Origin of the sequence: Corynebacterium sp. HFH0082 (assembly GCF_000411235.1) — a bacterium.
Classification (GTDB): domain Bacteria; phylum Actinomycetota; class Actinomycetes; order Mycobacteriales; family Mycobacteriaceae; genus Corynebacterium; species Corynebacterium jeikeium_D.
Map to the genome: position 1 here is coordinate 1,870,734 of NZ_KE150404.1, position 25,395 is coordinate 1,896,128.

At 59.7% G+C, this 25,395-nt stretch carries 22 protein-coding genes, 1 tRNA gene and 1 pseudogene; 8 read left to right on the plus strand and 16 right to left on the minus strand.

Annotated features, from left to right (window positions below; translation table 11 throughout):
* Positions 1 to 24: 24 nt before the first annotated feature.
* Positions 25 to 1,623 carry a hypothetical protein gene (locus HMPREF1206_RS08100; protein ID WP_016422834.1) on the plus strand — a complete coding sequence of 533 codons (1,599 nt, stop codon included), beginning with the start codon at positions 25 to 27 and terminating at the stop codon, positions 1,621 to 1,623.
* Between the two features lie 164 nt (positions 1,624 to 1,787).
* Here the strand turns inward: HMPREF1206_RS08100 and HMPREF1206_RS08105 are convergent, their stop codons facing one another.
* The 5 genes from HMPREF1206_RS08105 to secA2 all read right to left on the minus strand — a co-directional run bounded on the left by HMPREF1206_RS08105 (position 1,788) and on the right by secA2 (position 7,097).
* On the minus strand, positions 1,788 to 2,291 hold the full coding sequence (locus HMPREF1206_RS08105) for a MerR family transcriptional regulator (RefSeq protein WP_172620271.1): 504 nt from the start codon (positions 2,289 to 2,291) through the stop codon (positions 1,788 to 1,790).
* A gap of 388 nt (positions 2,292 to 2,679) precedes the next feature.
* On the minus strand, positions 2,680 to 3,279 hold the full coding sequence (locus HMPREF1206_RS08110) for a bifunctional nuclease family protein (protein ID WP_016422835.1): 600 nt from the start codon (positions 3,277 to 3,279) through the stop codon (positions 2,680 to 2,682).
* Between the two features lie 45 nt (positions 3,280 to 3,324).
* Positions 3,325 to 4,083, minus strand: a complete 759-nt coding sequence (locus HMPREF1206_RS08115; RefSeq protein WP_016422836.1) for a MerR family transcriptional regulator — start codon at positions 4,081 to 4,083, stop codon at positions 3,325 to 3,327.
* A 70-nt stretch (positions 4,084 to 4,153) separates the two neighbouring features.
* Positions 4,154 to 4,579, minus strand: a complete 426-nt coding sequence (gene odhI / locus HMPREF1206_RS08120; protein ID WP_016422837.1) for an oxoglutarate dehydrogenase inhibitor Odhl — start codon at positions 4,577 to 4,579, stop codon at positions 4,154 to 4,156.
* Positions 4,580 to 4,817: 238 nt separating this feature from the next.
* Positions 4,818 to 7,097 carry an accessory Sec system translocase SecA2 gene (secA2, locus tag HMPREF1206_RS08125; RefSeq protein ID WP_016422838.1) on the minus strand — a complete coding sequence of 760 codons (2,280 nt, stop codon included), beginning with the start codon at positions 7,095 to 7,097 and terminating at the stop codon, positions 4,818 to 4,820.
* Between the two features lie 189 nt (positions 7,098 to 7,286).
* Between secA2 and rraA the strand changes: the two genes are divergently transcribed.
* Positions 7,287 to 7,760, plus strand: a complete 474-nt coding sequence (rraA, locus tag HMPREF1206_RS08130) for a ribonuclease E activity regulator RraA (RefSeq protein WP_016422839.1) — start codon at positions 7,287 to 7,289, stop codon at positions 7,758 to 7,760.
* Positions 7,761 to 7,857: 97 nt separating this feature from the next.
* Here rraA and HMPREF1206_RS08135 read toward each other — a convergent pair.
* The 7 genes from HMPREF1206_RS08135 to HMPREF1206_RS08165 form a co-directional block, all read right to left on the minus strand.
* Positions 7,858 to 7,931: transfer RNA gene (locus HMPREF1206_RS08135), tRNA-Pro, on the minus strand.
* Positions 7,932 to 8,017: 86 nt separating this feature from the next.
* Positions 8,018 to 9,016 carry a PASTA domain-containing protein gene (locus HMPREF1206_RS08140; RefSeq protein WP_016422840.1) on the minus strand — a complete coding sequence of 333 codons (999 nt, stop codon included), beginning with the start codon at positions 9,014 to 9,016 and terminating at the stop codon, positions 8,018 to 8,020.
* A 156-nt stretch (positions 9,017 to 9,172) separates the two neighbouring features.
* A complete protein-coding gene (der, locus tag HMPREF1206_RS08145) occupies positions 9,173 to 11,482 on the minus strand; it encodes a bifunctional cytidylate kinase/GTPase Der (RefSeq protein ID WP_016422841.1) in 2,310 nt (769 codons plus the stop codon).
* A gap of 51 nt (positions 11,483 to 11,533) precedes the next feature.
* Positions 11,534 to 12,385: a pseudouridine synthase gene (locus HMPREF1206_RS08150; protein ID WP_042389329.1), complete on the minus strand. Its 852-nt coding sequence runs from the start codon at positions 12,383 to 12,385 to the stop codon at positions 11,534 to 11,536.
* A gap of 342 nt (positions 12,386 to 12,727) precedes the next feature.
* Positions 12,728 to 13,417, minus strand: coding sequence for a dethiobiotin synthase (bioD, locus tag HMPREF1206_RS08155; protein ID WP_016422843.1), 690 nt, complete (start codon positions 13,415 to 13,417; stop codon positions 12,728 to 12,730).
* 26 nt (positions 13,418 to 13,443) lie between these two features.
* Positions 13,444 to 14,802, minus strand: a complete 1,359-nt coding sequence (locus tag HMPREF1206_RS08160) for an adenosylmethionine--8-amino-7-oxononanoate transaminase (RefSeq protein ID WP_016422844.1) — start codon at positions 14,800 to 14,802, stop codon at positions 13,444 to 13,446.
* 237 nt (positions 14,803 to 15,039) lie between these two features.
* Positions 15,040 to 17,619, minus strand: a complete 2,580-nt coding sequence (locus HMPREF1206_RS08165) for an excinuclease ABC subunit UvrA (RefSeq protein WP_042389336.1) — start codon at positions 17,617 to 17,619, stop codon at positions 15,040 to 15,042.
* Positions 17,620 to 17,722: 103 nt separating this feature from the next.
* Here HMPREF1206_RS08165 and HMPREF1206_RS11145 point away from each other — a divergent pair, with 103 nt between their 5' ends.
* The 4 genes from HMPREF1206_RS11145 to HMPREF1206_RS11000 all read left to right on the plus strand — a co-directional run bounded on the left by HMPREF1206_RS11145 (position 17,723) and on the right by HMPREF1206_RS11000 (position 18,836).
* Entirely contained in the window at positions 17,723 to 17,911 is a 189-nt protein-coding gene (locus tag HMPREF1206_RS11145; protein ID WP_155877872.1) for a hypothetical protein, read from the plus strand.
* A 211-nt stretch (positions 17,912 to 18,122) separates the two neighbouring features.
* On the plus strand, positions 18,123 to 18,293 hold the full coding sequence (locus HMPREF1206_RS11470) for an IS3 family transposase (RefSeq protein WP_369707164.1): 171 nt from the start codon (positions 18,123 to 18,125) through the stop codon (positions 18,291 to 18,293).
* Entirely contained in the window at positions 18,287 to 18,532 is a 246-nt protein-coding gene (locus HMPREF1206_RS11475) for a DDE-type integrase/transposase/recombinase (RefSeq protein ID WP_369707165.1), read from the plus strand. The genes HMPREF1206_RS11470 and HMPREF1206_RS11475 overlap by 7 nt, the downstream gene beginning before the upstream one ends.
* A gap of 31 nt (positions 18,533 to 18,563) precedes the next feature.
* Positions 18,564 to 18,836: an integrase core domain-containing protein gene (locus HMPREF1206_RS11000; protein ID WP_081636718.1), complete on the plus strand. Its 273-nt coding sequence runs from the start codon at positions 18,564 to 18,566 to the stop codon at positions 18,834 to 18,836.
* 906 nt (positions 18,837 to 19,742) lie between these two features.
* Here HMPREF1206_RS11000 and HMPREF1206_RS08180 read toward each other — a convergent pair.
* On the minus strand, positions 19,743 to 21,584 hold the full coding sequence (locus HMPREF1206_RS08180) for a DUF262 domain-containing protein (protein WP_016422849.1): 1,842 nt from the start codon (positions 21,582 to 21,584) through the stop codon (positions 19,743 to 19,745).
* 314 nt (positions 21,585 to 21,898) lie between these two features.
* On the opposite strand from HMPREF1206_RS08180, the gene HMPREF1206_RS08185 reads away from it, so the two are divergent.
* The gene (locus HMPREF1206_RS08185) at positions 21,899 to 22,600 is read left to right on the plus strand and encodes an AbgT family transporter (RefSeq protein ID WP_081636719.1); all 702 of its coding nucleotides are present in this window, start codon (positions 21,899 to 21,901) and stop codon (positions 22,598 to 22,600) included.
* Positions 22,601 to 22,684: 84 nt separating this feature from the next.
* Positions 22,685 to 22,899, plus strand: a pseudogene (locus HMPREF1206_RS11220) (hypothetical protein).
* 19 nt (positions 22,900 to 22,918) lie between these two features.
* Here the strand turns inward: HMPREF1206_RS11220 and scpB are convergent.
* From scpB to HMPREF1206_RS08205, 3 genes are all read right to left on the minus strand, one after another.
* Complete coding sequence (gene scpB / locus HMPREF1206_RS08195) at positions 22,919 to 23,533, minus strand: SMC-Scp complex subunit ScpB (RefSeq protein WP_016422852.1); 615 nt, start codon at positions 23,531 to 23,533, stop codon at positions 22,919 to 22,921.
* A 122-nt stretch (positions 23,534 to 23,655) separates the two neighbouring features.
* Positions 23,656 to 24,498, minus strand: a complete 843-nt coding sequence (locus tag HMPREF1206_RS08200) for a ScpA family protein (RefSeq protein ID WP_016422853.1) — start codon at positions 24,496 to 24,498, stop codon at positions 23,656 to 23,658.
* Positions 24,499 to 24,501: 3 nt separating this feature from the next.
* Positions 24,502 to 25,377, minus strand: coding sequence for a ParA family protein (locus tag HMPREF1206_RS08205; RefSeq protein WP_016422854.1), 876 nt, complete (start codon positions 25,375 to 25,377; stop codon positions 24,502 to 24,504).
* Positions 25,378 to 25,395 lie beyond the last annotated feature (18 nt).

The window sequence follows — 25,395 nt, forward strand, 5'->3', positions numbered from 1 at the left end:
CAGCATAGAAAGGGCTAGAACGACATGGGACGACACGCCTCGGGTGAGAACAACTATCGAGTGGCTAAGGGGCCTTTTATTGCCGTCTTGGTCGTAATTGTTCTGGTGGCTGCGGTTTTTGCCTGGGTTAATCTGCGCAAGAGCAACGATTCGTCGATTGATGCTGACCGTGCACGATGTACGAAGGGTGACCTGACGCTGGTGGTGACCGCTGATCCTGCTGCGGTGGGCTCGGCACAGAAACTTGTGCAGGACTATGGCGAGTCGAATCCCGTGGTGAGGGACTTCTGTGTCCGGCCACAGATTACGGTGTCGGGCTCGCAGGAGGTTGTGAACGCCCTGACTGAGGCTGGTGGCACTGAAGCTGGTGAGGGAGCTCCGGAGGACCCCGCTGCGGATGAAGCCGGTACTGGAATTATGACTCCAGGTGTCTGGATTCCCGCCGATATCTCTTTTGTGGACCAGGCGAAGAACTCAGACAAGGTCAAGGTCAACAACCCCAAGACGTGGTTGCCGCCGATTGCTAGCGGCGTGGCCTTCACAACCAATCGTGCTGACCAGCTGAACAACGCCACCTGGGAAGAGCTTGCAGGATTGCGCGTGGCCGCCCCAGGTGGCTCCGATGCGGCACTGTCGGCCGTGATTAGTGCTCGACTTGGCGGTGGCCCGGACGTCGCTCGCGAACGCGCGGGCTTGGGTGAGGTCTACACCTCCAATACTCTGCTGACCATGCTCAGCCAGAACGTCGCTGATTTCGACGGCGTGGCCGCGACCCAGCCCATGCTGCAGATGGCCGGCGAGGGGCTGAAGCTGGTCTCCCCTGCGGATGCACCCCAGTTGCACGCGCCAGTTGTCACCTTTGGCTCCGGCGGCAAGATCGACGAGAACACGGCTCGCGCGGCCGAGGACTTCCGCAACTTCGCAGCAGATCACGGCGCCGACGGCGAAGCTGCTGAGAGCACTTTCAGCCCTGAAGTAGCAGAGAACTTTGGGGTGCTCTCGCAGATTCAGACGGACTCTTTTGCGCTGCCACCAGCATTGGAGCAGCCGGACGCGCAACAGCCCGCAACTGCGGTGGGTTCGGCGCTCCTGCTCGCTGACACCTCCGAGGGCGTCGATGTTGGGGCGCTGTCTGCGGCACTGACCGGCGCTATCGATGCGGCACCTGGTGGCCGTTACGGCCTGTGGACATTCGCACCTGAGGTGAACCGCCTCGCGGAACTTCCCGCGCCCGATGACGAGGCCAACAATGGCGCGGACGCCGTAAAGGGGTCGCTGGCCGAACTTCCGGCCGGTGGTGAGGCACAGTTCTGGCCAGCGCTTATCGATGCCTACCAGGCCGCCCGCGACACCTACTCCCCTGACAAGCCCAACCGTCTCGTCGTGCTCACCTCGGGTCGCGATGCCTCGGGCGCCGATGCCGCCGAGTCCGTCGAGAGGATCAAGGAACTCATTAGCCCAGACCGCCCGGTAACGATTGAGGTCATCGTGCTTCCCGACGGCGACAGCTCCAGCCCCGAGCTGCAGGAGGTGGCAAATATGACCACTGGCTCTCTGCGCATTGCGGCCGACTACGGCGATGGCCTGGCCTCTCAGTTGGCTGCGGCTATCGGTACGGAGTAAGTAGCAAAAAACCGCCTCCATCTGGTCCAACCTCGGGAGAGGAGGAACGGAACCAGTTGTGGAAGGCGGTTTTCGTTTAGTTTGTTTCGGCTATTTGAACGGAGGCCATAGCAGCGACGCCGCTGTCCAGCCGTATCGTTGGCGGTTACCGTATCTGTTGGCGGTTAGGAGATGCGACGGCGACGACGCTCAGCCAGCTCGTCGATGCCAGTGCCTGGGTTCTCCTGAGTACCGTCAATACGCTCGGACGGGAAGGAGGCGATGGTGCCAGTCAGTTCCTTCATAATGCCCGGGACAGCAATGCCGAACACTCCCTGGCCACCGTTGAGCAGGTCGATGACCTCTTCATTGGAGCGACACTGGTAGACGGTGCGACCGTCGGAAACCAGCGTGATGGTAGCCAGGTCATCGACGCCGAGATCGCGCAGGCGGTCGACAGCCAGACGGATGTTCTGCAGGGAAATACCGGTGTCCAGCAGACCGCGAACAATCTTCAAAACGAGGATGTCGCGGAAGGAGTACAGACGCTGGGTACCCGAGCCCTTGGCGGTACGGATAGAAGGCTCCACCAGCTTGGTGCGTGCCCAGTAGTCCAGCTGGCGGTAAGAAATGCCCGCTACCTGACACGCGATGGGAACGCGGTAGCCAACCTGCTCGTCCGGCCCCATGTCGAACAGGGATTCCTGGACCGCGCGCGGCTCTTGCGAGTCCGACGCACGGAGCTCATTGTCGCCAAAGAGCGAACCGCTGTTGTCGTCGACCATATAAATTCTCCCGAGGTAGTTTCACTGCCGTTATTTATCTTTCGCCAAGGTTAATCGGCTGTCAATACATCACAGGACGACACGCCGAATCTCTAAACCTAAAGTTAAGGTTTAGAGTTTGGAGCCGCAGTTTCCCCAGCTCAAGCACAACCCGGGAGCAAAACCGCAGGACGGGATGAAACTATAACTTCCGAAAAGTTACCCCTTTTATGGGGTCATTCAGCGACACGCCGGAGGAAATAAGCGTCACAACTACCCCAAAAGTAGCCAGTTATTCACTCCAGTCACACGTTTAACGGTCGCCATCGGAAGCTGAATCGGCGCCACCGTCGGCTTCACCATCAGACTTCTTGTCCTCCGCATCACCATGCGGCTCGGCGAAGTAGTCAGCATCAATGCTGTCGAGGAATTCCGCAAACTCCGACACCGATGCCTCGACGGAGTCGGTCTCCGACTCGTCGGCAAGCGAACCGCCATTGGTTGCGACGAGACGCGCCGCTACCGACGTGGCGTCGAGCACCTCGCGCGCAACATACAGCGGGACCTCAAGTTCCCTAGCGATAAGGATGAGGTCGGACGGGCGCATATCAATCTCTGCGCCACCTTCGAGCACCAGGTTGGCGATGAAAACGCCCTCATGCACGCCCGTAATCTGGCCGCGCAGGGCGCTCTGCCCCACCATGTCCAGCGTATCGACGAAGACCTCATGCATGCCCGGGCGACGCTGCGTAGCGCCGGTCTCACGGGCGGAGTACTCCGTCGCCGTCGCCAAATCAATCCAAATCGGGATAATCCGATTGGTCTCTTCGGCATGCAGGAGCAGCACTGGATCGTCCTCAGGAGGATGCGCCATCCAGTCTAGAAACTTGACTTCTACGAGTTTTTCGTCCATAACAGCGATAATTGTAGCGAGCCGCTATTTACGCGGGACTACCGACTACTTCCCCAGGTCCTTGTTGACCTGGCGCTTGACCAAAGTGCCGTGCAGCGTGACCATCAGCGCAGTCATCTCACGGCCCATCTCCACAGCCTTCTGCTTGCCGCTAGCTGCACGCGACTTACTCAGCGGACTAGCAGCGAGCGACACCAAATCTGCCTCACGGGCCGCAGCGGTACGCACAGTTTTGAGGTGGCGGGCATCCAGGCCAAACTCAGCCAGCTTGACCGCCGTCTCAGTGATGAGCAGGTCATCGCCATCGAACATGTTCAGCGTGTCCGGAGTAATCAGGCCCACTCGAACCAGTTCGGTGATGAACTTCTCGCTAGCGCCGGTGCGCTCTGCCAGCTCCGCCTGCGTCAGCGAAACCACTGCGGCTTCGCGGAACTGATCCGCCGTCACCAGTGGAGTGACCGATGCCAGCCCGTCGCCGCCAGCGTTGCCCGCATCAATTTCGTCGAGCTGCTCTTTAATAACCTTCAGCGGCAAGTAGTTATCGCGCTGAACGGTGAGAATGTAGCGCAGGCGGTCAATGTCCGCCTGGCTGTAGCGACGATAACCCGAGGAGCTACGCGACGGGCACAGCAGCCCCTCCGACTCGAGAAAACGAATTTTGGACAGCGTTACATCAGGGAACTCAACCTTGACTTCCTTCAGCACAGCACCGATGGTCTTCTTCTTGCCCACCGAGCGTGCTTGCTTCGCAGTGCTTTCCGACGAAGTCGGCTGCGAAACTGCTGATTTGCGTACTGCTGCCACTGGTCTTTTCCGAGCCTTTACAAAAATAAGGGGTTAATGCCGACAGGCGTCGACATTAACCGATGTCGAATTAGTTACCGATCAGGAAGACGAGGCGGAACTTACCGACCTGAACCTCGTCACCATTAGCCAGAACCGCGGAGTTCTTCGGCTCGCGGTTAACGTAGGTACCGTTCAGCGATCCCACGTCGACGACCTCGTAGGAGTCACCGTTCTTGCGGAACTCTGCGTGACGACGGGAAACAGTCACATCATCGAGGAAGATGTCGCTGTCCGGGTGACGACCAGCGGTGGTGACTGCCTGATCGAGCAGGAAACGCGAACCTGCGTTTGGCCCCCGCTTGACAACCAAGAGTGCCGAGCCCGCCGGAAGTCCTTCAACACCGGAGACCGTGGAGTCCGTGTTAGAGCCGGACTCCATTTCCTTCAGCAAATCTGCACGGAAGACCGAGGTGGTCTCGACCGATGCCTCTGGCTGGCCGCTATTGCTAGTCATATCTTTCCCTCCGGGATAACCTTGGGCGATTTACTCGTTACTTTTTAGATAATAGCGCCCCAACCGCTTTCGTGTTGTTATCTAATCCCAACCATGTTGTGACGCAGCTCACCAGCAGGGTATGTACAACATGATTGATATGCGTAAATACCGACATCTGAGAGCTTTCTCTGTGGGTGTACCTAGGCCGGTCACCTGAGAAATATTTTCAAATTGTTACCAAACTTGTGGTTACGGCTTACCTAAACATCGCGGCAATCGAGCCGACGACCGAGCCGCCACCATTGCTCAATGGGTTGTCGTTGACCATGTACGTCCACGTCGAGCTCGGGCGAGCAAGACCCGTGTCCTCTAGATGTGCGCCTTCGCTGTCGATTTCGACCTCTTGGAAGGTCTGCACCGACTCGGTAACGGCATTGTTCACCAGGCTCTTAAAGGCGCCGATGGCGGCGCGGTGGAACTCATCAATGGGGCTTTCCTTAGCCAGCGCGCGCAGGTGAATCGACTCCCGCAGGTCATCCAGATCCGCCAGGTGGTCTGACCATCCGCGATCCAGGTGGCTCAGCATGATTTCCCGGGCAGCATCCTCGGCGACATCGCGCCCGACTACGGATTCGACTTCCTTGGCCCGCGCCGATGCCAACTTGGACAGTTCTTCCCAGGCTGCATTAGTAGTCAGCAGTTTCTCCCGGCGCTCATCCAGAATCTCGCGCTGGTCACCGATGAGCTTGTTGTACTTCCACGTCGTCGCATGAATCGACAGCATGGTCGCCTCTGTCACTCGCTGTGCGCGGTCGATGAACTGGTATGCCCTCTTATCCCGGACACGGCCATCATCCTCGGGCAGCACGCTCAGCGTCTCGCCAGCAGCGCCCTCGGAAATCACCGGATCATCCAGGGAGACAAAGAACACCGACGAGCCCGGATCGCCCTGGCGCCCGGCGCGGCCACGCAGCTGATTGTCCAGTCGGTCAGTGCGGTGCTTGCCCAGGCCAATAACGCATAGTCCACCGCGTTCGACCACCGCATCTCGGTTGGATTCATCTGCCCCACCGAGGCGGATGTCGGTTCCTCGTCCGGCCATCTGGGTGGACACCGTCACGCGGCCAATATCGCCAGCATTGGCGATGACCTGGGCCTCCAGCTCGTCATTTTTCGCGTTCAGCACCGAGGATTCGATACCACGCAGAACCAGTGCATCGGCCAGGCGTTCCGATTCCGCCACGTCACGGGTGCCTACGAGTATTGGTCGACCAGTGCCGTTGAGTTCCACGACCTCGTCGACAAGCGCGGCGAACGCGTCGTCGGTGGTGGCGTAGATGCGGTCGGGCTCGTCGTCACGAATGCATGGGACGTTGGGTTCGATGACGGAGACGTGAAGTCCGTAGAACTCGCGGAACTGGTCGCCCGCGGAGGTGGCGGTGCCGGTCATGCCGCAGGTGATGTCGTAGCGGCCGACGAGCTGCTGGATGGTCATGGAGTCGAGGATTCGGCCGCCCTCCGAGACCTGCAGCCCCTCCTTGGCCTCTACCGCTGCTTGCAGACCGTCCGGCCAGCGCTGCAGTTCCGCCACGCGTCCCTTCGAGGCGTCGATGAGCTGTACCTTGCCGTCGCGCACGATGTAGTCGACATCGCGCTGCAGCAACTCGTGGGCGTGCAGTGCAACGTTGACCTGAACTAGGGTGGTGCCGACATGTTCGGCGTCGTACAGCGAGCCGATGCCAAGCAGGCGTTCGACGCGTGCGGCGCCGGTGTCGGTGAGGAAGACGTTGCGACGACCTTCGTCGACGGTGTAGTCGTCGCCGAGCTGCAGGCGGCGCACCACGTCGGTGATCTGTCCGGTCGGTGCTGTGCCCGGCTCATTGCCGGCAAGCACGAGCGGGACCAGCGCTTCATCGACCAACACGGAGTCGGCTTCGTCGATGATCACGACATCAGCGGGCGACTGCACGCGGTCTTCGATGGCCGGCGCGCAGCGGTCGCGCAGAACGTCGAAGCCGAGTTCGTTGACGGCGGCGTAGACGATGTCTGCCGCATATGCTTTACGACGCTCCCCCGGTCCCTCCTGCGGCGAAATAGCCGCCACCGAGAGCCCTAGGAACCCGAACAGCGGTTGCATCCACTGCGCGTCGCGGCCTGCGAGGTAGTCGTTGACGGTCACAGAATGCACGCGGTGGCCACGCAGCGCGAACCCGGCTGCAGCCAGGGCGCCGGAGAGAGTCTTGCCCTCACCGGTGGCCATCTGGACGACGTCTCCCTCCATGAGCGCCAGTGCGCCTTGCAGCTGCACATCGAAGGGGCGCATGGACAGGGTGCGCTGGGAGACTTCGCGGAGCGCGGCTAAAAGCTCCGGTGCGTCGGTGGCGTGTTGGCGGGTGAAGTCGGCGAGGTCGGCGTCGGAAAGCGCCTGTACCTGCGGCTCGAGCTCAGCGGCGTGTGCCACCAGCCCTACGCTGCGTTTTTGGTTGCGCCCCTGCTTGCCGCTAAGAGCCTTCCAAAACCAATTAAACCCAGCCATCTTCTACCCTTCCTGCGCGCGTGTGGTTGTCGGCGCGTTCTGACTCACCAGAGTAATCAATCTGGGCCGGCCTTCGGAGTGTCAATCGCCGCCAGCGAATTTGCACCATATGTCTTTAGTCACATCTTGAGTTTGAAACAATGGGTTTAACACTTGATGCGAGAATTTTCGGAAGGACTTGAATCCCCTATGGCAATCGAATTCATCCCCACCGCTGACCTGGTTGACGAGATCGGCCCGGACGTGCGTTCCTGCGATACTCAGATGCGTAACCTCGGCGGTCGCGTGGAGTTCTGCGGCAAGATCTCCACGGTCAAGTGCTTCCAGGACAACGCGCTGCTGAAGAAGGTCCTCTCCGAACCGTCGGAGGGTGGCGTGCTTGTCATCGACGGTGACGCTTCTGTTCACACGGCACTGGTCGGTGACGTTATTGCGGGGCTCGGCAAGGACAATGGCTGGGCTGGTGTGGTCGTCAACGGCGCGATCCGTGACTCCAAGCTGATTGGCGAGATGGACTTCGGCTGCAAGGCGCTTGGCACCAACCCGCGCAAGTCCACCAAGACCGGCGAGGGCGAGCGCGACGTCGTTGTCTCCTTCGGCGGCATTGACTTCGTTCCGGGCGAGACGCTCTACGCTGACTCCGACGGTATTGTCGTGCGCTAGTAGCATCGCGCGCTAGACGGCAAACAAAAGCCTTCAGCAATAGCCGTAAACAAAACCGCCGCCTCCCGGAATCTTCCAGAAGACGGCGGTTATTTTGTCGGGCTGACCGGATTTGAACCGACGACCCCCTCACCCCCAGTGAGGTGCGCTACCAAACTGCGCTACAGCCCGCGTGCACGAAAGTGCAACGAGCTATAGGTTACATCATTGGAGTTTGAAGGCGAAAATCGCCCCTGCCACCCTCCCTGACCACCGCATTACTGCAGGTAGATGGTCACTGGAGTGGATGTCTCCGCCATCTGTCCCTCCGGCGGATCAATCGAGGCGACCTTGCCCATAATCGCGGCCACCGAGTTGGTCGGATTGCCCTCGGCGTCGACGACAGTCACGTTCTGGTAGCCGTTGGTACGCAATTCCACCTCGACCGATGCCGGGCTCTTGCCCACCACGCCCTGCGGGATGGTGCCCCAACCGCTGCTGCGCTCACCGGGGCCAGGGATAGCTGGCGGCGACTCGCGAAGTTGGTCGAGCTCCTGCTCGAGGCGCTCACGGGTGTCGTTAATCGTGCCCGACGGGTCCAAGCGATCGGTGGGACTTGTCGTGGTTTCTTCCGGCGAGGTTGTCGTCGGGGTCGGGCTTGACGACGTCTCCTGCGTCGGCTCCGCCGTATTGTCGTTTTTGTCTTCGGTTCCGGAAGTAAAGGACAAGACCAGGGCTACCAGCGCGACTACGGCTACCATCGCGGCGATGGCCACGATGGCGACAGGCTTGCCCCAGCCCTTCTTGGAGTCATCATTGCCACTGTTGCCACGGTTATTACCGCGGTTGTTGCCGTTGTTCATGTCACCGTAACCGCCTGCGCCACCTGCGGCGTACTGCTGGGTTGCGCCTGCCTGCTGGCCCGCCTGACCATAGCCGCGTTCTTCTTCAGAAAGCGGAGCCCAGTACTGGCCGCTCCCCTGCGCGCCACCGCCTGCGCCACCGCCTTGCGGTCCGGCACCGGTACCTCGCGAGTTCTCAAAACGTGTTTCATCGCCACGCTGCAGGAATTGTGTCTCAGAGGAGTCGCCGCCGAAGTATTCGGTCGGCTGCTCGCCCGCGAAGTCGGCATCCGGGTTGTATCCGCGGTATCCCTCGTCCCGCGGAATGTAGCGAGTCGCGGAGTCATCGCCGTATGAGCTTGAGGAATCGCGTCCGTAGCTGTTGTCTCGGCCATCGTGCTGAGAGCCGTCACGGTTGTTGCCGCGCCTGACCATTGTCAGTTCTCCTTATCGCTAATTTACTGAAACTCTAAAATGCCAACGAAAAGCCCAAAATGCAATTGCCTAAATCACATTTTGGGCTTTTCTCAGCTCAATTCGAGCGACTAGCAGGCCTGAACGGAACTACCTGACGGTGCTTCCTAGCAGGTCCTAGCGGCGCTTCTTCTTCTCGCGGACACGCACCGCGATGCGCACCGGTGAGCCCTCGAAACCGAATTCTTCACGCAGCTTCCGCTCCAGGAAGCGACGGTAGCCGTGCTCCAGGAAGCCGGTAGTGAACAGCACAATCACCGGCGGGCGCGAGGATGCCTGGGTGGCAAACAACACGCGCGGCTGGCGGCCACCACGCAGCGGTGGCGGGTTCTGCTGCATAATCGCACGCAACCATGTGTTCAGGCGACCAGTGGAGATACGCTTATCCCACGACTCCACGGCCTCCAGCATGGCCGGCTCCAGCTTCTGCACAGCGCGACCAGTCTTGGCGGAGATGTTCACCCGACGAGCCCACGGCACGTGTGCGAGCTGCTCTTCAATTTCGCGCTCGAGCAAATCGCGACGGTCCTCATCCATGAGGTCCCACTTGTTGTAGGCGACCACAAGTGCCCGACCGGAGTCGAGAATCATGCGCAGCACGCGCTGGTCCTGCTCGGTAATCTGCTCAGAGGCATCGACCAGGAAGATTACGACCTCGGCGTTGTCAATCGTCGAACGAGTACGCAGCGAAGCGTAGAACTCGTGGCCCTTGGCGGTCTTGGTCTTCTTGCGGATACCAGCGGTATCCACAAAACGCCAGAGCGCCTCGTCCATCTGCACCAGCGAGTCCACCGGGTCAACCGTGGTACCGGCCACGTCGCTGACCACTGCGCGATCTTCACCGGAGAGCTTGTTCAGCAGCGAGGACTTGCCCACGTTCGGCTTGCCCACCAATGCCACGCGACGCGGCCCGGTCGGCAGCGACTTCGCACGCGGCACCTCCGGGAAGGAGGACACCACTTCGTCCATCACGTCGGCATTGCCACGACCGTGGAGGGCCGAGGTCGGGTGCGGCTCGCCGAGCCCGAGGGCCCAGAACTCCGCGACGTCGCCAAGCTGCGAATCCGACTCAAACTTGTTGGCGGCGAGAATAACCGGCTGCTCCGCGCGCTGCAGGCGGCGGGCCATGACCTCTTCCGTGGCGGTGATGCCGACGGTGGTATCAACGACCATGACAATCACATCGGCGGTCTCCATGGCGGTCTCCGCCTGACGAGCAATCGCCGCATGCATACCCTTGGCGTCCGGGTCCCAGCCGCCGGTGTCCTGCACCCAGAAGCGACGACCGCCCCATTCACCCAGGTAGGAGATGCGGTCGCGGGTCACGCCCGGGAAGTCTTCGACAACTGCTTCACGACGGCCAATGAACCTGTTAACCATGGTGGACTTACCAACATTCGGTCGTCCCACAATGGCCACGGTCGGAAGAGCTTCTTCCTCCTCGTCGCTCACGCCAAGCGCTGCGAAGGCGTTTTCCAGTTCTTCCCAGTCGGCATCGTCGTCGATCTGACCGGTTTCGGCGCGCTCGATGGCTTCGGAGATGATCGTCTCGTGGTCGGCAATCGTGCGGTCGATGAACTCGTCTGCGCTGGTGTGGCTGCCTGCGGTGCCCGGCGCGTTTTCGCTCTCCACGTTTGCGACCAGGTGTCCGGCGGTGTCGTCCTCGGAGTCCTCGGAGTCCTCGTAGGAGCCCTCGAACTCCTCGTTGTCCACATCGTCCCAGTCCATGGTGGACCCCGGGTAGCCGGCTTCAACGACATCGAGGACGTTTTCCACGACCTCTTCAATGTCCATCTCAGAGGTGTCCAAAATGAATGCGTCCTCGGCTGGCTTCAGCGGAGAGGTCGCACGGTTGCTGTCGAGTTCGTCGCGGCGGATGACGTCGGCAAGCACGGTGTCGAAGTCAGCCTCACGACCAGCAGCGATGTCCTGGTCGTAGCGGCGGCGAGCGCGGACCTCTGCGGAGGCGGTCATGAAAATCTTCGCAGGGACGTCCGGGAGAACGACCGTGCCGATGTCGCGGCCTTCCACGACACAGCGCACGGCTGATGCGGCCAGCGAACGCTGGAGTGCGACCAGGTTGGTGCGCACAGCCGGAATCGCGGAGACCGCCGACACGTTGCGGGTGACCTCCGGGCCACGAATCTCGCCGGAGACATCCTCGCCGTCGAGGAGGACCGCAGTGGAGTTCGGGTCATCGGAGACTTCCAGCGGCAGGGCGGCCGTCGCCTTGGCCACGGCTTCCTCATCAGTCGGGTCGATACCCTGGCGCAGCACCCACAGGGTGGCCACGCGGTACATTGCGCCGGTGTCCAAGTACTTTGCACCCAGCTCGGTTGCGACCATCCGAGAGACAGTCGACTTGCCAGTGCCGGAAGGGCCGTCAATGGCAACCAACAGCATGTCGTCAGTGTTCTGCTCGCTCATGTGGGCTCCTTCAGCTCCTTGGTTCTCTTCGTTCTTCTTCACTAGTGCCATTTACAGCCCCACCGCGTTGTAGAGGGAGGTCAGCTCAGCGCGGTTGAGTGCGCGGAGAGCGCCCGGGGTCTGCTCGCCCAGCTGGACAGTGTGAATCTTAGTGCGCACCAGGCGCTCGACCGGGAAGCCCGCAGTCTTGAGCATCCGGCGGACGATGTGCTTGCGACCCTCGTGCAGCTCGATGCGGACGATAGAGCGGCCCTGCCAGACGTCGATGATCTGCGCCATGTCCGCCTTAGCGATGCCGTCATCGAGCTCAATGCCCTTTTCCAGCTCACGCATGACCTTGGCATCGACCTCGCCGACAACGGTGGCCATGTAGGTCTTGGTGACCTCGTAGCTCGGGTGCATCAGACGGTTAGCCAGCTCACCATCGTTGGTGAGCAGCAGCAGACCCTCAGTGGGCGCATCCAGGCGGCCCACGTGAAAGAGGCGCTGACCAGCGCTGATCTTCTCACCGATGATGTCGCCCACGCACGGGCGGCCCATGTCATCATGCATGGTCGACTGCACGCCACGCGGCTTGTTCAGGACGAAGTACTGCATGTCCTCATTGACGATGACGCGGGAACCATCAACTCGAATCACAGACGTGTTCGGGTCCACCCGCACGCCCTGTCGTGTCACGATCTTGCCATCGACCTCGACGCGGCCTTCGTCGATAAGCTTTTCCGCCATACGACGCGACGCCACGCCTGCCTGTGCGAGGACCTTCTGCAGACGCACGCCCTCGCCTGCTTCGCTGTGCACGCGCTTGCCCGAGCCGCGGCGGTCGGAGTCCACGTGCTGGTGGCGCGCCGGGCGAGCGTTGGATACGTAGATGTCCTTCGCGTGGACGTTGGAGGTCTCCACCTTCGCGCCGCTGTCGCGACGGCTGCGGTTGCGCTGGGCGTTAGTGGAGCCGCGGTTGGATTGATTCTTACGGTTCTTGTGTGCCGGTGTGCCTTCTCGGCGAGCGGGTTTAGCCACTTGACCTACATCCTTTTCAAGCGTTGGAGAATGTTCTGTTTGTTAGAACGTCAGCGCCAGGCGACGCTGTTCTCTCCCCCCGTGGGCCCAAAATGGCCGGTGGAAGCAGGTTAATAAAGAGAATTACAGAGAAAGCCTCGCGCCTTGTCGTGTAGCCACCTTAGCACGTTTCTAGTAAAGCGCCAGCTTAACGACGTCCCGCGCGGCCTCCACCTACAGCGCCTTTTACAGCGCTGCGGCCCACTCTCGCACGCCCGGCAGCCACTGCGTAGCTTTCGCCACAAACTCCTGCCGGCCCAGCGCGCCCGCTCCCGCCTGCACCGACCCCAGCAGCGGCACCCCGGTGATGCGCGGCAGTTCTTCCAGGTTGGTCTCGATGATCGGGTCGGTCTCCGCCGGCAGCGAACCGCCCACCAGCGCCGTGACATTGACCCCACGGCCTCGCGCCACCTCGACGGTGAGCTCCGCCTCGTTCAGGCAGCCCAGACCCAACCGCGTCACGACCACCATCTGACTACCCGGCAGCAACACCGCCAGCTCCGGCAGCGCCCAGTCCTCGCCGAGTCGCACCAGCAAGCCGCCCGCGCCCTCCACGAGGACAACGCGGTTCGGCCCGTCGATAAGCTTGATCTTCTCCGCGATTTCCGTGGCCTCCGGCAGGCGCATGCCCGCACGCTGCGCCGCCGCCACCGGCGCCATCGGCTCGGGGTAACGCTCGAAGCCATGCAGGTTGTCAATCCCCGTCAGCTCCGCGACAGTGTCCAAATCACCGCCATTTGGGCCCGGGAATCCAGTCTGAATTGGCTTGACGACGTGCACCTCCTTGCCTTCCTCGCGAAGTGCCGCCGCCAAGGCTGCCGTGCCGATGGTCTTTCCAATATCGGTACCGGTGCCGGTGACAAGGACGATGCTCATGGTGGGTGGTGCTCCTTTTGGTTGCGCTACTTGCGTTTTTCTTCGGCGGCGACGATGGCGGCGATGGCCTCACAGATGCGATCGACCTCATCATTGGTGCTGATATACGGCGGCATGGTGTACACCAACTTGCCGAATGGCCGCAGCCACACCCCGGCATCGACAGCCGCTGCCGTGGCCAAGCCCATGTTCACGGGGCGCTGCATCTCCACGACGCCGATTGCGCCAAGGACACGCACGTCGGCCACGGCATCGCTGCTGGCTAAGGGCTGGAGCTGGTTGCGAAGTCGGGATTCAATGCGCGGGACATCCTCACGCCACTGCCCCTCTGCAATCAGGTCGAGCTGCGCGCAGGCCACGGCACAGGCCAACGGGTTACCCATGAAGGTCGGGCCGTGCATGATGCCTCCGGCTGCGCCACTGGAAATGGTGCGAGCCACGTCGGCGGTGGTGAGGGTGGCTGCGAAGCTCATAAAGCCGCCGGTCAGCGCCTTGCCGACACACATAATATCCGGCACAATCCCGGCCGCCTGCGTCGTGAACAGGTCCCCAGCTCGACCGAAGCCGGTGGCAATCTCATCCGCAATAAGGAGTATGCCGTGCTTATCACACAGCTTCCGGAGCCCCACAAGCAGCTCGTGGTCATGGAACCGCATGCCACCAGCGCCTTGGACTACCGGTTCAATGATGATGCCGGCGACGGAGTCGTCGATAAGCGAATCGAAGCGCGCGAGATAGCGTGCGCGTTCCTCCTCGGTTGCGCCGCGGGCGGGTGGTTTGTCGGCGAAGACCTGCGGAGTCCACTGCCCCGTCCACAGCGAATGCATGCCACCTTCGGGGTCGCAGACAGTCATGGGCGCGCGAGTGTCGCCGTGATAGCCGCCGCGCCACGTGGCCAGGCGGGTGCGCTCGGGATGGCCAATGGCCTGCTGATACTGCAACGCCATTTTGATCGCCACCTCGACGGAGACCGAACCCGAGTCCGAGTAAAAGATGGCATCGAAGCCGGGGCCTGCGAGCTTTAGGAGCTTTTCCGCCAGTTCAATTGCCGGACGGTGTGTGAGGCCGCCGAACATGACATGCGACATCGTGGTGGCCTGCTTCTTCGCGGCTGCGACCAGCTTCGGGTGCGAGTGGCCGTGGCAGGCGGCCCACCAGCTGCTCATGCCGTCGATGAGGGTGCGGCCGTCGGCGAGGTGGAGGTTGACGCCCTCGGCGGACTCGACCAGCTTGGGCGCGACCGGCGACGGGATGGGGCCGTATGGGTGCCAGATGTGGTCGGCGTCGAATTGGGCGAGGTCGGCGATGGTTGGCTGGGCGTGTGGTTGGGTGGGTGGTTGGGCGGGCTGCGGGGTGTGCGGCTGGGCGGTTTCCGAGGCTGTCATGATACTCAAGCATAATACCTGTACAGCACCAGACTTGAACGCCGTTCGGGGCTGTTGGTGGAGCTTCTCGCAAGGATTACAGACAGTCTCAGCGACTTCACGACACCTATGTCACCTCGTGGCAGCTGTGGAGGTGGCATGAATTGACACGCGTGGCGTGAAGTGGAGTTTTATGGTGCGGTGGGGACTGGTTTTCGGCGCTGTTGGGTGTACCTACATGACGTTAGATGCTCGGGCTCAGCGCAACCCAGCCCGTTCGGCCAACACCTGGGCCGTCACCGAACGCGAATCCGAGTCCACGGCCTGCTGGACGACTGCCGACGGCGTCCCGGTGACCAGGATCTGCCCTCCTTCGTCGCCGGCGCCTGGGCCGACGTCAATAATGTGGTCGGCCTGCGCGACCACCCGCAGGTCGTGCTCGACAACGACCACCGTCGCGCCGTCATCGACAAGGTGACGCAGCTGGGCGAGCAACAGATCAACATCCGTCGGGTGTAGGCCTGTCGTCGGCTCGTCAAGGAGGTACAGGCTGTGCTTGCGGTTGGAGCCGCGCTGCATCTCAGAGGCGAGCTTGATGCGCTGTGCCTCCCCGCCCGAGAGTTCCGGGGAGCCCTGCCTCAGCCGCAGGTACCCCAGGCCGAGTGCGTGCAGGAATTCGACAGAGCGCAGAATCTTCGGCTCCTCGGCGAAAACCTCCAGCGCCTCGTCCACGGTCAGCGCCAAGATATCGGCGATGCTGCGGTCATTCCACTTAACCTCAAGGATTTCCGGCTTGTAGCGCTTGCCGTGGCAGGCCGGACAGGTCGTATACGTGCCTGGTAGGAATACCAGCTCGACCTCGATACTGCCGGCACCGTCGCACTCTGGGCAGCGGCCCTTTGTCGTGTTATAGGAAAAGTCCGACACCGACATGCCTCGCCGCTTGGCCTCTGGGCTCGCGGCGAAGAGCCTGCGGACGTGATCGAAAAGCCCTGTGTAGGTGGCCACGGTGGAACGCACCGTGCGCCCAATCGGCCTCTGGGTGATGTGCACCAACCGGCGGATCTTATCGACGCCCACTACGCTGTCCACCCTGAAATCCCCAGAGTGACCGGACCCTGCCGTGAGCTCAGCATCCGCATCCCCGTCCGAAGCTTCCTCGGCGCCAACCACCTGCTTGGCCGAGCGGGACACCACGTCGGCTAACACCCCGATGACCAGGGTGGATTTGCCGGAACCGGATACACCCGTAACTGCGGTAAGCGCCCCGAGCGGGAAGTCCACATCGGCACCGTCGAAGGCGCGTGCGTGCACGCCGCGCAGACCGATGGATTCGCCGGTGCCGGCAGGGGTGTCCACCAGCTCGGGGAAGTCCTCGTTCAGGGCGGCAGCCGTGGGCGATCCCAACTGACCGGCGTTGGCCCGGAACTGATCAATAGGCCCGGAGAATACCAGCTCCCCGCCACGCTCACCGGCGCGGGGACCGATGTCCACGATCCAATCGCACCCGGCTACCAGGGACATATCGTGCTCCACCAGAAGTACCGAATTACCAGCGTCGATGAAGCGCTGTAGCAACTCAGAGACCGCCTTGCGCTCCACGACGTGGAGCCCCGCCGAGGGCTCATCCAGCACATAGGTTGTGCCGAACAGGCTTGAGTTCAACTGGGACGCCAGCCGCAGACGCTGGTGCTCGCCGGCGGACAAGCTTCGTGCCGGGCGGGAGAGGCTTAAGTGTCCCAGCCCCAACTCAATCGCTGCACGCACCGTGGGCAGCACCTGATCAAGCAGTAGCTCTTCAGCCTCATCGTGTTCGTTCCACTCCTGCCTCGCGATCCCCTCCAAGCGCTCCAGGCGATCCTCCAGCACAGCCAGCACGTCCTTCAACGCCAAGTCGTTGAACTCGTCGATGGCGTAACCGGCGTAGGTGACCTGCAAGGTATCCGACTGGAAACCGCGACCCTGGCACGTCGGGCATGTCGATGAATGCATGAAGGACAGCACCCGGCGACGGTTCTTATCTGACTCCGTCTCCGCCAAGGTGTCGGTGAGGTAGGTGGCAACCGAGCGCCACTTACCTTCATACGACCGATGCACAGCGTTCTCGTCCCGCACCGGGTGGACGGTGACCACCGGCTGCTCGTCCGTAAACAGGATCCAGTCGCGATCCTCCTGCGGAATATCCCGCCACGGGACGTCGAGCGGGTAGCCGAGGGTGCCCAGGATGTCCCGGAAGTTCTTCCCCAACCACGCTCCCGGCCACGCGGCGATCGCGCCGTCCCAGATGGACAGGCTGGGATCCGGCACCATCGACTCTTCAGTCGGCCGGTGCACAGTACCGGTTCCCTGGCACTCAGGGCACATACCGGCGGTGGTGTTGGGCGAGAAAGCGTCGGAGTGGAGCCTGCCGTACTCCAACCGCTCGCGCATACCGTCCGGGTAACTGCCGGAGCGGGAAAAGAGCAGCCGAATACTATTCGACATATTCGAGATCGTTCCCACGGAGGAACGTGCTCCACCCAGGGTGGTGGACTGCTGCAACGCCACCGTCGGAGGCAGACCCGCAACCGAACCGACCCGCGGGTTGACCGCGCCACCGATCAGACGGCGCGCGAAAGGCGAGACTGACTCCAGGTAGCGGCGCTGCGCCTCCCCATGAATTGTGCCAAAGGCCAGACTGGACTTGCCCGAACCCGACACACCAGTGACCGCCACGAGGGTATCCCGTGGCAGGTCGACGTCGATGTGTTTCAGGTTGTGCAGGTGCGCGTCACGCACCCGAATCATGGCATCGTGCCCCGTACGCGACGTAGCGTACGGTGCCGGGGACTCGGACATGGGGTCAATCATGGTGGCCACCATACCGTGTGGGCTACTCCCCTACCCGGCGAGGTAGCCATAGCCGCGAATGCAAGATCGTGGCACCCAAACTGAACGTGTCGTGGCACACAGCGAAGCAATGGACGCAAGCCCGCTCGACGCGAAGGATGCGTTACTGAAACGGTTGCCCGAGGACCTTGCGGCAGAGGCCACCAAGCTGCGACGAGAAAACCAAGAGCTGCGGGACACCAACGAGTTGTTGAAGGCCGCTTCGGCTTTTTCGCATCCGAACTCGACTGAGAAACGTTAAGAAATGATTCGGTTCATTAATGAGTATCGTCAATCGTTTCTCAGTCGAGTTCATCTGCCAGACGTTAAACATCCACCGTGAAGGCGGCTTCCTTACTTCGCGTGGGTAGCGCTAGTCTAAAATCCGGGGCTTAAGCTCCCGCAGTCTTCGCGACGCTGCCCTTGTAGAGCATTTCCGCGAGGTTCATTCCGAAGATTACGGTGTCTACGGCGTGCGGAAGATGTGTCGCGTGCTGCAACGCCAGGGCATTGACATTGGCCGCGAGCAAACAGCCCGGCTCATGCGCAGCGCTGGTCTGTCCGGCAAAGGGCAAAGGGCAAAGGTAGGGCACCAATCACAACGCGTAAGCCCAAAGGCCCGGATCTTCGCCCTGACTTGGTAAATCGTGAGTTTAAGGCCCCCGGCCCTCATCGGCTGTGGGTGGCGGACATTACCTACGTGCGCACCAGGAAAGGCTTTGGGTACACAGCTTTTGTCACTGATGTGTGCTCCCGGAGGATTGCCGGATGGGCGCTGTCGGATTCGATGCGCACCGAAACCTTGCCGCTGCAGGTGCTCAACCAGGCAATCGTTTGTAACAAAGAAACAACGGGCTTGATTCACCAATTAGACCACGGCTGACAATATGTGAGCCGCGGTCTACAACGAGCGCTTGGCCGAGCACGGTATCGCAGCGTCCACTGGGACGGTGGGCGACTCCTATGACAACGCTTTGGCTAAGAACGTCAACGGCTCCTACAACAACGAACTAATCCATAGGCGCTCGTGGGTCGACGTGGAAATCGCCACGTTCGAGTGGGTTAACTGGTGGAACGAATCACGGCTCCACCAGAGCCTGGGCTACCGCACGCCGGCTAAAGTAGAAGCCGAATTTTGGGAACACCACCCCAGTCGAGAAATGATGGAAATCAAGGCACATGCCTAGGAACAAAACCCAGGGCACTTCAATCTGCCGTAGGGATGTCTTCCGCTGGTGCGTGGGCTACAACACTTGCCGCCGACACACTTGGTGCAGATATCAAGCTCCCGATGAGTTTGAGTCGCAAACCGCATAAAGGGTGATAGGCTTACACCTACATTATGTTCACCCCAAGGTGTCTACTTTCTGGGGGTCGGGCCCGACTTTACACTTTTCTTCATAGGTATGTGTGACCTGCGAAATAGGCCCTGCCTAGCGAGTTCTAGACAGGGAATAAGGCCAAAAGACGCTGGTAACAGAGCTATTGGGTTCCAACACGCCGAGGCAGGCGATCAGCAATTATGTGGACCCCGGGTCACAGGCCCGCATCCATCGTGCCCACACAAAATATTCATTTTAAGAGGACAAACGATCATCTGGACTTAAACAATTCCTGTTTAAGAGCTCGCACCAACAACGATACGGCCCCACCAACCGACCTACAGGACCCCGACACGCAGCGTTGTCTCCGGTTTTTTTGGGGGGGGGGGCAAATGACCCTGTCCAAATTCTCCTGCCAACGATTCCAGGGACCATCGAAGCATATTGCGAAACCTCGATTCAAGAAACCAACATTGGTTTCACAATCAAATATTATCGCAACCTTAACCCAAGTTTTAGAAATCCACAGCCTCGCAAAAGTCGCTTCGCAGATACCATCGACGGAAACACTACTTGAGCTTCCTCGCCGAGCTTACGGCCGCTCGCGAGCGAGTGATCTAAATACGCAGCACCAGCTACATGCTCAAGACCTATGTTTGGCAATTCCGATCCGCAATGAAGGATGGCATCCTGTACGCGCATTAAGACGCGGATTGATTCGCCCTTTGGGTCAGTACAACGAGCACCAACGCCCCATCACATCGTGCCTTTTTAAATGATCCAGACGTCATTAATCGCCGACCGTGCCAATGCTTTCGCACGCCTCTGAATTTCAGCGTCAGTGGGAACAGCACCGGGGCTATCTGACCAGCTGTCCAGTTCGGAATCGAACATTGGAGCTCCCTTTTTCAGTGCGCTCTTCTTAATATCAAACGATCGAGACGACAACTCCGAGTTCAAGCCTTCCGTCAAAAGGATCAAATTTCCTATCGAAAAGACAGGATCTTTATAGGCCTTCCCCGGCATGAAGTCGTTTTTCGCCTTCGACTGTGGCTTTATGTGCTCAATGGACCATGTATCAGGAGAAGTCCCCGCCGGCGTGTGCTTAGCAAATTGCGCAAATTTCTGGAGTACATAGCAAATAAACATTTTACGTGACTTGGGCTTTTGCGCATTGCTTAATTTCACTTTAGGGGCATAGAAAAGCTCTTCAAACTGTTCGATTGACGTCGTCACTAAAGGCAAACTAGCCTTCAGCTTATCTTTGAATTCAGCGATTGTCTCAGACACTGCAGCTTTCGAGTTTGCATTTTCTAGTTGAACCGCAAACCGATTGTATCGACGTCGAGTTCCCCCCGTTGATCCGGAGTTATTGAGCGCACTAAACCTGAAATGAAAAACTTCTATAGCGTTCATAACGTCAAGAAGTTGAGCTTTTTGCATTACATTTGAAGTCTCGTATTTTCGAACTGCCGCAAAAATCGCAGAGTTTGCTACAGAAATATTGAAGATCGCTAGAGCTCGGACCGAATCCACAAATTCGGGTATCTCAAATGCCCCTTTCCTCCCTCCAGTATTCTTGGACAATTTTTCAACTTGAATATGCTCATCCTGTAGCCGCCTATAAATTTCGGCATCATATTCAAGCTCTTCCAGATAGCTCAGGTGAGCCTTAGCGCTGGATCCCAACAACGCAGTGATCGCTTTAAATAATTCGGGCTCCTTGACTGCTTCTCGGCGTGAATTCCAGGACTGCCACAGAAAACGATCAAGCTGTTTTCGATTGTCCTGCTCCCCCATAACTTTTTCGGAAAGCCTCAACCATCGATCTGCGATAGTCTTGCGATCAGCTTGATCACTCGCGGCACCACGCACTAATAAATTCTTTGTCAGATCAGCAAGTCGCAAATCTTCGCCACGTGTATTAAGAGTCTCGAATACTAGAAAGCTGTCGGCCTCAGACGCCATCTCAACTTGGATAACTTTTGCTTTGAGAATATTTGCGCGAATTACTTTCAATCTCTCAATGGCATTTTCCGGTGTACAGGCCGAAATCTTGTGATTCGTTTTTCCTTCAAAGAACTCCCTAGCTCGGCCAATACGTCGCGAACTCGAATCCCACTGTATATTTGATGGAATAGAATTCGGTTTTTGAATTTGTTCAAAAAACATCTTCTCGACACGGTTAATGACCCGATACTCGTTGTCATCATCATCCTGAGCAATGAGATACTTTTGAGTTGTCTTCGCCTGAGCAGAAGCCTTTTGAGCGGTCTCATCATCCGCCGGTAGGTCTTCGCTGATTTTCTCAAAAGCGTCGCGAACTACCGACAAAGCAATCGCACAGGTCGTTAAACGCTGTTGGCCGTCAATGACGGAATATGTGTCATTGAAAAGCCCACGCTTCTGACTCACCCAAGTAACGGTCGAGCCAAAAAAGAAGTCTCCCGTCGCCTGCACCACATCATTCCAAAAATCGTTTAATTGGTCGTCTTCCCAGCTATAGGGACGTTGAAAGTCAGGAATGTCATAGAGACACTCTTTGAAACACTCCTGAATCGTTCGACACTCACTATCAATGGGAATTAGGTCGACATCCTGAGAACTGGTCAATTTTCATACCTTCGTCGGTTGACATAATAGAAACAAGGAATCATTATAAATGAAACGCTTCTTCTCGTCAGCTGTTCTGTCCTAATAGACTTGCACAGGTTCATCCATAAGCACAGCGTTCAGTGGTGGTTGCGTTGGCGAGTAGCTAAACATTGGACTACTAGCAAGAACACAAATCCTCTGATGACGACCAAACCAAACTCGCCATCCGTTGTGGATTAGGCTCCAGGCGCATCGTCCGCATAGTCGACAATGAGAAGCGTCGAAAGCCGGCTAACAAAAGAAGTCGACGCAGATAGCTCACTGTCACCCGCATACCGGCCTGCTATGCGACGTTCGCACTGAGTTACGCCGGCTTGATTGGTCACGTAGCTGGAGATGCAGCATACGTCACACTAATCCCACTCGGTGGGATTGCATTTCGGGCCATTGGACCCAGCCCGATCCTCGGTGCCATCATTGCATTCGTATCCATCTCAACCGGATATGATGGTTCACCCTCGCTGAATACAACTGACATTCTGCTGTCAACTATCTCCACCACGGCCGCCCAGACCATTGATCCGGCAGCATTTATCACTCCTACAGCCAACTACTTTTTCGGCATGGCATCCCCAGTTCTGATTTCCCTGGTTATCACCGTCGTCGTTGAGAAATTCCTTGCCGAGCGCCCCGACCTGGAAGTTGACGAGCACCATGTCGATAACAAGGACGAAGACAGCTCTTACCTGGAGGTGCACCCAGAAGCGGGTCGCGCCCTCAAGTTTGTCGGATTGGTTTCCATCCTCTTTTTTGCAGCACTTATCGCCGCCCTAGCTTTTCCCGCATCACCATTCCGCGGGAAGGGCGATGGGATTCTTAGCTCTCCAATCATGACCGGCATGGCAGGTGTCATCGGTACCTACTTTGCTCTCGTAGGCATCACCTACGGCCGAATCGTGGGCACGTACAGCCGTATTGGAGACCCGCTGGAGGCAATGACTCAGGGCTTCCGCAGCATGGCACGTGAGCTTTAGCTCACGCGCCAGTCACCACACCAGCGAAAACGGCGACGCCCGCAACCGCACTAACGGGCCCGCCCCCCGGAAAGTGGACATGAAGTGCCCCAGGTTTTGTTCCGTTTGAGTAGATGGGAAAATCTTCGAACATGCCGAAGAAGTTTGATCAGAAGGCGAAGGACCGAGTCGTCCGCTTGGTAGAAGATCGAATTCTAGCGGAGAACATTTCCATGCAGGAAGCATGCAAGATCGTGGCACCCAAACTGGGTGTTTCGTCGATTGAAGTGAATCTACTGACGGCGTGGAAAGTCACCTAGCCGCCACCCGACGCCCCACCTAGCTCAACGGCTCATCGATCAAGTCGACCTCAGGCAACAGCGGGGCCAGGTCCGGCAGTTGGTCCAGCGAATCAATCCCCAAAAGCTCCAGGAACAGCGTCGTCGTAACGTACAAATGCGCACCGGTTGCCGGGTCCTCTCCAGACTCCGCAATCAGACCGCGCGCGACCAGCGTGCGCATCACACCATCAACATTGACACCGCGCACACCGGAGACCTGCGCACGCGTGGCAGGCTGTCGGTACGCCACCACTGCCAACGTCTCCATAGCTGCACGTGAGAGCTTCGACTGCGAGCCATCCAGCAAAAATCGCTCCACCGCGCTGGCGTGCGCGGGAGCCGTGTAAAAGCGCCAGCCCTCATCCGTTTCGCGTAGCTCAATGCCGCTGCGACGTGCACGGTATTCGTACTCGATCTCGCGAAGCACGTCACGGACATCGCTTGCGGAAACATCCAGCGCCCGCGCCATATCCTCCGCCGCCACCGGCGTATCGACTACCAGAAGAATCGACTCCACGCCTGCTCGCAACGGGTCAATGGGCGGCAACTGCGCCGAAGAAGCAGCCGCGGACTCTGCGGCCTGCTCGGATGGTGCGGAACTGGTTTCGCTCATGCGCGTCAGATTACGCAACCTCCCGCGCCGGGCGCTAATTGGCCGGGCGCTAATCAGCTGTTAGCGCCAGCCCGACCAAGCCCACGCCCGACCAAGCCCACGCCCAACGCAGCCCCAGCCACCTACTCCCAGTTCGCCGCCGCCACGACGGCCGGGTCCACGTCGAGCCCTGTCCAGGCCACGTGGATTTCCTCCAGCGCCTCCTCCTGCTCCACACCGATCGCCTTGGCTCGGTAGAGCTCCAGTAGCGCCAGGAACCGCCCGACGATCTCCATGGACACGCGGCACTCCGACGTCAGCTGCGTAAACGTCAGCCAGGTCCCCTCGCCTGCCAGCCGCAGCGAGTCCAGAATTTTGCCCGCCTGCTCCGGCACGGACACGGGCACACCGTGGATGTGCCCGACCCCGACTTCCTCCGGCGGCTTCGGTCGCATCACTACGGCCGCAAACTCGGCAAACTCCCCGAGCGTCATGCCCAGACGCACGGGCGGCAGCAGCTCCTCGAACTGCTTGTCCGGCCCCACAGCTCGCGGATAGCGCCGCGGCGCGGTCTTCTGCCACTCCTCGAATTGGTCGGCTACCTTGCCATACGCCTGGTACTGCAGCAGTCGGGCGAACAGCAGGTCGCGTGCTTCTAGCAGTTCGAGGTCTTCTTCGCTGTCGACGTCGCCACGCGGCAGAAGTCGTGCGGTCTTGAGGTCGAGCAGCGTCGCTGCCACGACGAGGAATTCGGTGATTTCGTCGAGGTCGCTGACTGCGTCGAGGCTGCGCGTGTACGAGATGAACTCGTCGGTGACCGCCGCCAGCGCGACCTCGGTGACGTCCATCTTTTTGCTGCTGATTAGCTGCAGCAGCAGGTCAAATGGCCCGTTGAAGTTCGCGAGCGCAACGCGGAAGCCGGTGATCTCTTCCTGCACGCCCTCGCTTGACGACGGTTCGGGAGTGTAACTATCCGGGGAAGTCACCTATTATTTGCGGCCTTTGCGCTCGATGACCTCGCGGGCCAGGTTGCGGTACTGCGCCGCAGCTGGGGTGTTCGGTGCCCAGGTGGTGATGGGCTCGCCGGCGACGGAGGTTTCCGGGAAGCGGACGGTACGGGTGATGACCGTGTCGAAGACCTTGTCACCGAAGACCTCGATGAGGCGTTCCATGACTTCCTTGGCGTGGCGCGTGCGGCGGTCGAACATGGTGACCAAAATGCCGGAGACTTCCAGGTTGAAGTTCAGGCGGTCGCGGACCTTGGCCACCGTGTCGGTGAGCAGTGCCAGACCGCGCAGGGAGAAGTACTCCGCCACCATTGGGATGATGACGCCCTCGGAGATGGTCAGCGCATTGACGGTCAGCAGGCCTAGCGACGGCTGGCAGTCAATGATGATGAAGTCGTAGTCATTCATCACTGGGCGCAGTGCGCGCCCCAAGGCCTGTTCGCGGCCGACTTCGTTGACAAGCTGGATTTCCGCCGCCGACAGGTCGATGTTGGCCGGGACGAGATCCAGGCCGGAAACCTTGGTGTGGTGGATGGCGTCGCGGACATCGGTGGTGTCGTCGACGATGAGGTTGTAGACGGTCAGGTCAAGTTCCTCATGAGGGACCCCCAGACCGGCGGATAGTGCGCCTTGCGGATCCAAGTCAACGAGCAGGACTTTACGGCCAAACTCCGCCAGTGCCGCGCCCAGGTTGATGGTCGAGGTGGTCTTCCCCACGCCGCCCTTCTGGTTACACATTGCCAGGATGACCGCGGGGCCGTGACTGGTCAGGGGTGCGGGTTCCGGCAGCTCACGTGCCGGGCGACCGGTGAGACCGAGTTCAACTCGATCGGCCTCAAACAACCCTTCTTCAGCCACAGTCAATCCCTCTTCCTT